The organism is [Clostridium] symbiosum ATCC 14940 (assembly GCF_000466485.1).
Classification (GTDB): domain Bacteria; phylum Bacillota; class Clostridia; order Lachnospirales; family Lachnospiraceae; genus Otoolea; species Otoolea symbiosa.
The window spans coordinates 16,174-27,131 of record NZ_KE992937.1 but is presented as its reverse complement, the minus strand read 5'-3'; the positions used below and the strand labels follow the sequence as shown (position 1 = coordinate 27,131).

Sequence of the window (10,958 nt, the reverse complement as noted above, 5' to 3'; positions counted from 1 at the left end):
CAAAAAGTTCTTGACATATCACCAGAATGCTATTTTTATCATTTATATTATATTTATAAAAACACGTGGTACCCGGGGCCAATCGGAAGCCCCAGAAGGGTCCAGATGATCAGCAGCCCTACCCAGACAATTGTAAAGGAAATTGAAAAGGGGAGCATATACGCGATAACGGTTCCTGTTTGGGCCCGTCTGTCATATTTCTGTGCATAAGTCAGAATGATTCCCAGATAGGCAAAGGTCGGTGTGATATTATTTGTAAGGCTGTCCCCGACCCGGTAAGCCATCTGGGTTGCCGCAGGACTGATGCCGGCAATTAGCAGCATCGGAACAAATACGGTTGAAAGGATAGCCCATTTAGCGCTCATGCTGCTCACAAACAGGTTAATCAGGGCCACAAGGAATACAAACAAAAGGAAAAGTCCCACCCCCTGAATGCCGCTGTCTTTTAAAAACAGTCCGCATTTAATAGCAACGATTGTTCCAATATTACTTTTGGCGAATACGGCGATAAACTGGCAGGCAAAAAAGCAGATCAGGAAGAACTGTGAGATACTCAAACCTGCCAGAGGATTCCTGCCGAGGTTCATGTATAAAATAGCAATTAGAGGAGGAAATACTACAAATGCAGCATCACCTATCAAGTTTCCGTTAATACCGATGAGAACAACGAGCACTGTGACGAGAAACTTGGATTTAAAATTGCTGGCGAGGCGAAGCGTGCCATTTAAAAAACCGCTCCCATTTGCCACGCCGAGTCCAAGGGTTGCGACAAATACTGCTCCAATTGGGCTGAAACCTGCCCATTCTGTGGGAAATCCTTTTAATATATCGGCAATTCCGGCAGCCGTTAATAAATTGACGACACTTACCTCTTCGTTATTTACCGGATTCACCGTCTGAAAACCTGCTGCGGCCAAAACGGCGGATAAGCCCAGCACGATAAAGAAAAAAGCAATAAACATATAAATGGGGTGAGGTATCTTATTACCCGTCCTCTCGATTATGCCGAGGATGCCTGTCAGCTGCGGCTGGTTTGTTTTTGTCTGGTTCTTATTACTCATAGCCCTTCTCCTTTACATATTCTTTTCTACAAAGTCAAGATAGAACCGCACAGCATATTCCAGTGCCCCCTCGTCCATATCGAATTTGCTGTTATGGTGCGCATTGCAGATGCCTTTTTCCTTGTTACCAATGCCGATAAAGGCGTAACAGCCCTGGAATTCCTGGAGATAACAGCCGAAATTATCGGCCCCCATTATTTTTTCAAATTCAATTACATTGTCAGCGCCGAAAACCGATTCTGCAGACAAGCGGGCCTGATCGATGCAATCACCGTGATTCACAACAGGCGGCAGACCAACCAGGGTTTTCCATTCAATTGAGCACCCGGTCAGCAGTTCAGTCGCCCGGCAGCTTCTGTCAATGACATCTAATAACTGTGCGCGTTCACTGGCGCTGAAGAATCTCATAGTTCCTCCCAGCTCTGCGTCTTCCGGAATAATATTTGTTGCTTTTCCGCTGTGAAACTTGCAAAAGCTTAGAGTATTGCTCTGAAGAGGGCTGAATTCGCGATCCTTAAGCCGTATTGCCTGTCCAATAAGCGTTATTGCCGCATTGATTGGGTCGATCCCCTGATCCGGCCGGGAGCCATGGCAGCCTTTTCCTGTTATCCGGATCTGGAAACTGGTTGTCCCCGCCATCACCGGCCCTTTTCTGAGAGAGATTTTACCGATCGGAATATCTACCCATAAATGACAGGCAAGGACTGCTGTTATACCGCCTGCATTTTTAAGATAAGAGATTATCTGATCCTGTCCCTTTCCGATCTCCTCCCCCTGCTGGAAACACAGATAACAGGTTCCGTTTAATGTCTCTTTTTTCGCTGCAAGTTCCCTGGCAAAGGCCAGAAGTACCGCAATATGTCCGTCATGGCCGCACGCATGCATTACGCCGGAATGAACAGAAATGAACTCAACATCTGTCTCCTCTTGTATAGGGAGCGCATCTATGTCTGCACGAAACGCGTATGTTTTGCCGGGACCCACTCCTTTAATGCAGGCTACGGTGCCATATTCACCCACCTTTTCAAAGGGAATATCCAAATTTTGAAGCTCCTGTCGGATGGCTTCTGCAGTTTCTTTTTCCTCCATGGAAACTTCCGGAATCCTGTGGAATTTCCGCCGTTGTTCAATCACGTAATTTTTAGTATCCTTTAACATCTCTTTTTCCTCCTGGTAATAAAGCTTGTTTATCGCCCGTTATGCCTGTTCCTTCTTCCTCCTTTTCTCCACTGCCTGTTCCAGCCGGGCTAAGGCATCTGTGAGCGTACATCGGGGACAGGCGACATTGATTCTCATGTAGCCATCCGGAGCGCCGAAGGAACGGCCGTCATTCAGCCCCAGACGGGCCTCATTGATCATAAAATCCACCAATTCGTCTCCTGTCATATCTAAATGGCGGCAGTCCAGCCACATCAGATAAGTACTGTCCGGAAGATAGGTTTGAATTTCAGGGATTTTCGTCTCCAGATATTCTTTTACATACCGCATATTACCTTCTATATACAGCAGTACCTGCTCAAGCCATTCCTCACCTTCGCGGAATGTCGTCTCCACAGCCACAACGCTGAAACAGTTATTTCTGTGGACATCCAGATCGTGCCAGAATTTATCAAATATTTCTTTTCTTGCTTTATCCGGAAATATTATTGTTGAGGCCTGCAGGCCTGCAAGGTTAAATGTTTTTGTAGCGGAAGAGCAGGTAATTGTATTGGCAGCAATATCTCCACTGACAGAAGCCATAGGGATATGTTTATAATTCCAGAGCATCAAATCGGAGTGAATCTCATCGGATATGACAGGGACTCCGTATCGGATACATAAATTACCAATCTGCTCCAGTTCCTCTCTTGTCCAGACGCGCCCCAGAGGATTATGGGGATGGCAGAAAATAAAAAGGGACGGACCGCTTTGAAGAGCCTGTTCAAATGCATCAAAGTCTATACCGTATTCGCCCTGCTCTTGTATCAGGGGAACGGTCAGGGGAATTCTTCCCCAATCTTTTGTTATATCGAAAAATTCAGAATAAACCGGTGTGAAAAAGAGTATGGTATCCCCCTCATTGGTAAATTCACGAACCATTGTTGCCAGTGCCGGAACTACACCGGGACAAAAAGATGCCAGCTTCGGATCAAAGCTCCAGCCGTTCCTTTTCTCCTGCCATTCCCTTACAGATTCGAAATAAGAATCGGGCCGTGACGTATATCCGAATATTCCCTGTGCATTTCTCTTGGCCATTGCATCGATGATCGGCTGGGCGGTCGGAAGATCCATATCCGCAATCCAGAGGGGAATCAGATCCTTCCTTCCGAACTTCTTTTCAGCTTCATCGTATTTTACGGCGTTACTGTTCCACCTGTCTGTCACCACATCAAAATTGTATCTCATATAATGTCATCTCCAGTTTTCTTTTTGTACAAGCTTTGCCGGCCGGTTATCAAAGTCTGCTGCATAGTATAAGAGCAAGTTTTGTGCCAAATTACATTATACTTTAAAATAGTCTTATTATTTTGCGGCCAGCCTTATTAGATGCAGCAAAAATGCAGGGTTTACAGATTTTCGAGAACCCTGCATTTTTCGAACTTGTCCCAATTAACCCGTTTAACTGGATTTGATACGCATATTTAACCACATTACCCCGTTTTTAGTTATTTTGCTGCCGCCCCGGCCCTGGCTGATATCGATAAGTCCTTTTTCCTCCATATCTTTCAATTGGCCCCGTAATTCCCGTTCTGTAATTAGATATCCGCATCCTCTTATCTTCTGGATCAAATAGCGTCTGCCGCAGCTTTTTCCATCTTTTGCCCGGGCAGCCATTTCACGAAGTAGGAATTCCTGTAAAGCATCTGTATCCTGAAAAAAACAGGGTGACTGTGATTGCTCTTTCGCAGCTGCGGACTCGGCCGAATATTGGCGGAAGTTTTTATCAGGAGTTTGCAAAATCGCTGAACTATCCTTTTTGGTGTACAGGCTTGGCGGAAGATCTTCCGGATTAATTACCGTTTTATCCAGGCAGGCAAAATACTCCAGACAATTTCTGAGCTGTCTGATATTTCCGTCCCAGGTCTGATTGAGCAGTATTTCTTCCGTCTCGGATGACAGCACAAATGTAGATTCAGTTTCCTGTCTGAACTTATGAACCAATTGTAATACGTCTCTTCCTCTTTCGCGAAGAGGAGGAAGCTCTATACTAAGCACATTCAGGCGGTAGTACAAATCTTTTCGAAATTCCCCCTTTTGTACCAATACCTCCAGATTTTCATTGGTAGCCGCTATAATTCTTACATTCACATTAATCACACGGTTTCCACCGACTCTCAGAACTTCTTTCTCCTGTATGACTCTCAACAGCTTGAGCTGAAGAGCTGTACTCATTCCTTCAATCTCATCAAGAAAAAGAGTACCTTTGTGGGCGAACTCAAAGTATCCCATTTTCCCGCCCTTTTTTGCACCGGTAAATGCTCCTTCTTCATATCCGAATAATTCGCTTTCCATCAGATTATCCGGGATGGCGGCGCAGTTGATGGCAACGAAAGGATATTCGCTCCGGTCCGAGGCCGCATGTATGGCATGTGCGAAGAGTTCTTTGCCGGTGCCGCTCTCACCTGTCAACAGTACCGGAGCAGGTCTTTTTGCCATTTTAGCGGCGATCTCTTTGGCCCGGGAGATAGCCGGGCTGGTACCTGCTATCGAATCAAATGTATATTTGGCGGCATGGCCTTTGTTCATAAGCTGGCATCTAAGCTTATGCTGCCGGAATTCTTCATCGCTGAAACGCTGTATTGTGGCCATTGCGCCTATAAAATCATAACCTCTGACAACCGGTACAATGCTGAGGGAGATATCTACATTCTGTACTTTCAGCATCCGTTCCTTTATTTCACGCCGTGTGGAAAAACATTCTTCAAACGGGATAAACGGAAGTACATCGCCAGCTTTTTTATCGAATACTCTCTGCTTTGTCAAATTGAGTATTTCCTCTGCTTTTTTATTAAAGAAGAATATGACGGAATCACCATCCATACATATGATGCCGATATTCAGCGTGCTCTGAAGTATGTCAATCAGTCCTTCCATCTGCACGGAACGATGAAACATTCGGTTAAAATTGTAATTGTCATCCACAAGGTCCTGGAAATACTCCTTTAATCTGTCTTCCTCCATCAGTTCTTCACTGTGAAGTTTCAGCATCATCTCTACAATGGTTTCGCTGCTCAGTATTCTGGGGCCGATATCCAAAATATCGGTGATCCCCCTCCGGGACATACCTGCTTTCTCCCGGGGTCACGGCAAACTTGATACTCTGCGAATATTCCTCATTCGGGCTGCAGGGATAAAAATCTATGTTGTCAACGCCAAGCTGATTTAATAACGCCATGGTTTCAATCGCCATTTTGTGGCTGATATTTACCAACAGTGCCTTAGTTCTGGGGGGAACCTTCAATAGCTGTTTGAGACTGTTTTTTCTTATTGTGACCCGTATGATGACAACCTCTCCTTTTAAGGGGAGATACTTTCTTATATTGTTAAGCTCTGTATAGGCACACGTTGAAATTAAATACAGATCAGCCGGCATTATTTGGCTGATAAAATTATCTTTCACACTGTATAGAATGGTCTTTGCCCGATTTCCCATAAAGTAGTTTACCTGATCCGCATATACCTGAACGGAGCTTTTATCATAAGCAATAACTGCAATTGTTTTCATCGGCGCCGTCTCCTTTGTACTTTCTCTGGAATAAGTATACTATAAATTTGAAATAAAAGATATTGAAGATTTTATTTGGGGTGATATATCATACATTAAGTGAATTAAATAGAAATATTATTCCAATTATCAAAAAATACCCGGTTTGACATAGGGGTATTATTGTACTAAAATCGAAGTACGTTGTGCGAAAAGTAATAATTTGTGTTTATCGGAGAAATGTAAGCAGAAAGGCAGTTCTGTTATTTCTGAAGAAAGAGGAGAGTATGACTTTAAAGGACATGCATTATATTAGCCTGATAGCCGAAGAAAAAAGCATTACAAAGGCAGCAGCCAGATTGTTTGTCGCGCAGCCGGCGCTGAGCCAGTGCGTGCAGAAGGTGGAGCGGGAGCTGGGAATCCCGGTATTTATCAGGACGGCGTCGGGAGTAACACTGACGGCGGAGGGACAGCGTTTTCTGGAGTTTGTGAACAGAACTCTGCATGAGGAGCAGCAGATGAAAAAGGAGATAGAGGATATCAGACATGCTCAGAGAGGCGTGGTGAAGCTGGGGTTTACCGGTGCGCAGGCTGCCTGTGTGCTGCCTCACTTTCTCCCAAGGTTTAAGGAATGCTGCCCTCTGATCGATATTGTCCTGGAGGAGGCGCCGAGCGATAAAATAGAGGAGATGCTTGTATCCGGAGCTATTGATGCAGCCATTCTCCATCCTCCTGTCCTCTCATCGGGGCTTGAATGTTTTGAGCTGATTCATGACAGGATGGTGGTGGTTCCGCGCAGCAACAGCGATTACAGAAGCTTCATAGTCAGAAAGCCGGGTGAAGATAAGCCTTATCTGGATATTCATTTTCTGGAAAAGGAGCCGGTGGCGCTGACACAGGCCAGGCAGAGGAGCCGTATGGCGACGGAACAGATATTTGCCAAAGCCGGAATTATACCGCAGGTCAGGCAGGTATCACGCAATCTCAGTACATTGGATGCGCTGGCGCAGGTGGATTATGCGACGGTAATTCTTCCGGAGCGGCAGATATCGGCGGCGCTGCGGGAGCGGGAATATTTTCTGATTGAGGATGAATACAGCGTGCATTTTGGCTTTTGGGCCGCTCTGATGCAGGGGAATTATGTTCCGCTGGCGGCAAGGAGGGTTATTGAATTTTTGAAAGAGGAGTTTAATTTGACAGATAGATAAGATCATGATAGTATGTAAGAGATACAGAAGGTTCCAGAAGTTCTATATTTTGACACATTTGATATCAGACTTAAAAGAGAATATGCCTTTGTAAGACCGGCTTTCGTAAAAACATTCAGCATGCATGTAAAATAAACAATCGAGGGGGATTGCGTTTTTATGAGAAAAACGAAAGAAGATGCAGAACTTACAAAGCAGAATCTGCTGGAAGCAGCATTTCAGCTGTTTTTAGAAAATGGTTATGACAGGACGTCATTAGAGCAGATATGTCAGCTGGCCCAGGTTACGAGAGGGGCGGCTTATTGGCATTTTAAAAACAAATACGAAATTTTTGAGAATACGGTGATTGAAACCCTGAACCGCATCCATGCCGCTGTTGTAAAGAATATTGCTCACAATAACGGGCTGAAGGATGAGGAAATTTTGGTTGAGCTTCTCTGGCTGCCGAACCGTATGACGGACGATTTCCGTTTTGTAAGAAAGACGATGGCTTACGTTCAGGGCCATGGTGAATTTTCAGAATTGCGAGAAAAGATGCTGGAGGATAAAAAACGCCAGTACAGTTATTTCCTGGATCCAATCAGAAGGATAAAGGCCAGAAATAATAAACTGGATGACATCTCGGAGGATGAACTGACCTTCCTCATGTTTTATGCGCTGGACGGCGTCTACATACAGGATATACCAAAAGAAATATCGATCGGTATAAACAAACAGCTGATACGGAAATATGTCTATCTGCTTTTGAGAGAATAGCAGATTAAATGAATAGAGATTAGTTAATTAACGCATACCGCAGGGGAATCCTGCCGGTATGCGTTTTATTATTGAAGGCGGTGACCTGTGTGCTGGGAACGCACAGCGGCAGCAGGAAAAATTATGCCGGAAAAAGATTGTATTTAAATAATTCACTTCTCATTTACTGAAAATTCGATGAATTATTTCTCTTAATTTACTCATAAGAATAAAAAAACCACATAATTATTTGGGATTTATATAAAAGATTTTATAACATACAGTATTAAATATAAATAAAAAGTTATTATGAAAATAAAGTAAAGCAATTGACAAGTAAACAGAAAACTGATACTATACAAATATACAAACATGCATGAATGTATACGTACGGAAAAGGTCTTGGGACAGCTTTAACGGAAATGTATGCAAGGAGGATTATTGAAATGAATATTGATTTTGAGAAGATACGTAAAGAGGAGTGGCCGGTACTGGAAACGATGACATTTTTGGATGCAGCGTGTGTAAGCTTCGCCCCTCAGCGTACCGTGAAGGCAGTAAAGGCATTTGCAGATATGACGGCGGTACAGGAGGAAGCAAACTCCAGCGCCCACCATATTGCAATGGATTCTCTCAGACATAAGGCTTATGATGAGGCTGCAAAACTGCTGAATGCGGATCCGGAAGAGATTGCTCTGGTTGAGAGTACTTCCCATGGTCTTAATATTGCTGCTCAGGGTATCGAATTACAGGATGGTGACAACATTATCACAACCAATCTGGAATTTATCCAGGTGGCTCTGCCCTGGTGTGTTATGAGGAAAGACAAGAACATCGATATCCGCGTTTGTAAAACAGAGGATAACCGTTTTACGGCTAAGGATTTTGCAGCCCTGGTGGATGATAAGACGAAGCTGATTGTTATGTCTACTCTGGAATGGTGCAACGGCTGGCAGACAGATTTGAAAGAACTTGGTGATTATTGTAAGGAAAAGGGCGTTTACCTTGTAGTTGATGCGGTACAGCAGCTTGGAGTCACAAAGATTGACACAAAGGCATGCCATATTGATATTCTGACGGCCGGCGGGCATAAATGGCTTAATTCTCCGTACGGAACAGGCGTCCTTTATGTAAATAAAGAAACGCTTCCAAAGCTGAAACAATCCTATGCGGGATATCTGAACACAACCGTACCGGAAGGCGGATGGGGCGCATACTGGGAGAATCCGGCAGCGCCGTCGGTCAATAACTGGACATTTGACAACACGGCAAGAAAATTTGAAATCGGTGGAACATCCAACTACACAGGAGCCATCGCATTAGGAGAATCTCTTGCTCTTGTCAATGAAATCGGCATTGAAAACATTGAAAAAAGGGTTCGTGAGATAGCTGTATACTGTATGGACAGAATTGAAGAAATCGGCGGGACGCTGATCACCCACAGAGATCCGGGGCATTTTGGCGGAATTGTGATTGCTAGATTGTATGACGATCTTGACGTGGACAGAATGATTCTTAAAAAGCTTCATGCACGCAGAATTTTCATCGCACAGAGGTTTACTGATTTTATCGGCGGATTCAGGATTTCCTGCCAGTATTTCAACAATGAGAAAGATATCGACACAATGATTGACGCGATGAAAGAGCTTATTAAGGAAATCGGCAGAGAGCCGGACTATAAGAAATAAGAGGAGTTAAAGAATGGCAAACCTTCAGCTAACGTCAAACATCACATTTTTATACTTTAATGATTTAGAAGCTGCAAAACCATTTTTTGAAGAGGTTCTGGGGCTTGAGAAGGCTTATGATCCGGGCTGGGCGGCAGTTTACCGGCTCCGTGACAAAGCATTTCTGGGAGCCGTCGACAACCACAGCGGTTCCATTCAGGTGACTTCCACAGACAGTGTGTTAATCAGCCTTACGGTAGACAATATTGAGGAAGTTCATGAGTCCCTGAAAGGCAGCAGAGGGGTGGAAGGGCTTTCAGAGATCAAGCAGGTGAAGGATTTAGCTCTCAAGTCATTTTTCTTCACCGGCCCGGAGGGATACCACTTTGAAGTGGAGCAGTTCACATCGGGAGCTTTAAGCGAGCTGTTCTGATGAGTGCGGACGGTATATTATCTGTATAAACCGTAATCATTATATTGAGAAAAGGGGAAGAAGATGTCTATAGGAGTTCTACTATTCGCCACGGCCGGCGACAGGCTGAAGGGAGATCCGGGGTATCCGGGAACATTTGAATTTCCTGTCGAATACGGCATTGTAGAAGGAAGCTACAGAGATTTAATAGAAGGCTCGCCTGATGCGTGCAGGAGACTTTGCGAAGCTGCAAAAAAGCTGGCAAAAAAGAATGTGTCCGCAATTGCAGGGGATTGTGGATTAATGGCCCTCTACCAGCGGCAGATAGCAGATTCAGCCGGGATTCCTGTGATATCTTCCAGCCTTTTATTTCTTCCCTTTGCCAGAATGATAATATCACCGGGACAATCGGTTGGAATTCTGACAGGCCACTCGGCTCTTCTCGGAGAACATCATCTGAGGGCGGCCGGCGCAGGGAATCCGGATGGGATTATAATCTATGGTATGCAGAATGAACCTCATTTTAAAGAAGTTGTGATAGAGGGAACGGCAAAACAGGATTATGTCAGGATGAAGGAGGATGTACTGAACGGGGTAAGGCATCTGAGCGGAGCCTGCAACGACCTGGGAGCAGTACTGCTGGAATGCAGTAATCTGGCTGTATTCGGAGCAGAGATTACGAAAGAGTTTCACATTCCTGTTTTTGATATAAATACGGGGGTGTATATGATGCAGGAGGTTTTGAGTAAGAAAAACTACTGTGAATGAAGGGAAGGTTACAATGAGATTTTATGAATATGAGACATGGAAATTAAAAGAGGGAGTGAACATTGAGGAATACGACCAGATGCTCCGCGACTGGTTCCAGTTTCTCCATGATCACAAGGAGGAATTATTCCAGGAATGGATCAGCGCTAAATATTATAAAGAGACGGATATAGAAGGAGTTCCTTCCGGCCGTTACATTATGGTATTTGAATATGAATCCCTGGACGGGCATCATGCATACAAGAAGCGCCGGAATTATAAAGGTCCGTATGCTCCTTATAAGCTGGTGGATCCATACTATCACTATTTTAATTACGATGAGACAACATGTACATACTGGCAGCCGATTGAGCCGGAGCGCTGGCTTGATACAGATAAGAAATAAGGGACAAGTTCTGTATTGAAAATAAAGGAGGGGTTTTA

The 10,958-nt window shown here is 44.4% G+C and carries 11 protein-coding genes; 6 read left to right on the top strand and 5 right to left on the bottom strand.

What is annotated here, in order from left to right; all coding sequences use genetic code 11:
- Positions 1-53: 53 nt before the first annotated feature.
- The 5 genes from CLOSYM_RS13345 to CLOSYM_RS23480 all read right to left on the bottom strand — a co-directional run bounded on the left by CLOSYM_RS13345 (position 54) and on the right by CLOSYM_RS23480 (position 5,766).
- Complete coding sequence (locus CLOSYM_RS13345) at positions 54-1,061, bottom strand: AbgT family transporter (protein WP_021642504.1); 1,008 nt, start codon at positions 1,059-1,061, stop codon at positions 54-56.
- Positions 1,062-1,073: 12 nt separating this feature from the next.
- Positions 1,074-2,219, bottom strand: a complete 1,146-nt coding sequence (locus tag CLOSYM_RS13340; protein WP_021642503.1) for a M20 metallopeptidase family protein — start codon at positions 2,217-2,219, stop codon at positions 1,074-1,076.
- Positions 2,220-2,258: 39 nt separating this feature from the next.
- Positions 2,259-3,446 carry a MalY/PatB family protein gene (locus tag CLOSYM_RS13335; RefSeq protein WP_021642502.1) on the bottom strand — a complete coding sequence of 396 codons (1,188 nt, stop codon included), beginning with the start codon at positions 3,444-3,446 and terminating at the stop codon, positions 2,259-2,261.
- Between the two features lie 213 nt (positions 3,447-3,659).
- Complete coding sequence (locus CLOSYM_RS13330) at positions 3,660-5,324, bottom strand: sigma 54-interacting transcriptional regulator (protein WP_242828679.1); 1,665 nt, start codon at positions 5,322-5,324, stop codon at positions 3,660-3,662.
- Positions 5,230-5,766 (bottom strand): hypothetical protein, encoded by a 537-nt coding sequence (locus CLOSYM_RS23480; protein WP_021642500.1) that lies wholly within the window; start codon positions 5,764-5,766, stop codon positions 5,230-5,232. The genes CLOSYM_RS13330 and CLOSYM_RS23480 overlap by 95 nt, the downstream gene beginning before the upstream one ends.
- A gap of 266 nt (positions 5,767-6,032) precedes the next feature.
- On the opposite strand from CLOSYM_RS23480, the gene CLOSYM_RS13325 reads away from it, so the two are divergent.
- The 6 genes from CLOSYM_RS13325 to CLOSYM_RS13300 all read left to right on the top strand — a co-directional run bounded on the left by CLOSYM_RS13325 (position 6,033) and on the right by CLOSYM_RS13300 (position 10,920).
- The gene (locus CLOSYM_RS13325; RefSeq protein ID WP_021642499.1) at positions 6,033-6,953 is read left to right on the top strand and encodes a LysR family transcriptional regulator; all 921 of its coding nucleotides are present in this window, start codon (positions 6,033-6,035) and stop codon (positions 6,951-6,953) included.
- A 159-nt stretch (positions 6,954-7,112) separates the two neighbouring features.
- Positions 7,113-7,709 carry a TetR/AcrR family transcriptional regulator gene (locus tag CLOSYM_RS13320; RefSeq protein ID WP_003503090.1) on the top strand — a complete coding sequence of 199 codons (597 nt, stop codon included), beginning with the start codon at positions 7,113-7,115 and terminating at the stop codon, positions 7,707-7,709.
- A 425-nt stretch (positions 7,710-8,134) separates the two neighbouring features.
- Complete coding sequence (locus CLOSYM_RS13315) at positions 8,135-9,376, top strand: aminotransferase class V-fold PLP-dependent enzyme (RefSeq protein ID WP_003503092.1); 1,242 nt, start codon at positions 8,135-8,137, stop codon at positions 9,374-9,376.
- Between the two features lie 13 nt (positions 9,377-9,389).
- Entirely contained in the window at positions 9,390-9,788 is a 399-nt protein-coding gene (locus CLOSYM_RS13310) for a VOC family protein (RefSeq protein ID WP_003510182.1), read from the top strand.
- Between the two features lie 63 nt (positions 9,789-9,851).
- Positions 9,852-10,535 (top strand): aspartate/glutamate racemase family protein, encoded by a 684-nt coding sequence (locus CLOSYM_RS13305; RefSeq protein WP_021642496.1) that lies wholly within the window; start codon positions 9,852-9,854, stop codon positions 10,533-10,535.
- Between the two features lie 13 nt (positions 10,536-10,548).
- A complete protein-coding gene (locus tag CLOSYM_RS13300; protein WP_003510180.1) occupies positions 10,549-10,920 on the top strand; it encodes a hypothetical protein in 372 nt (123 codons plus the stop codon).
- Positions 10,921-10,958: the final 38 nt, after the last annotated feature.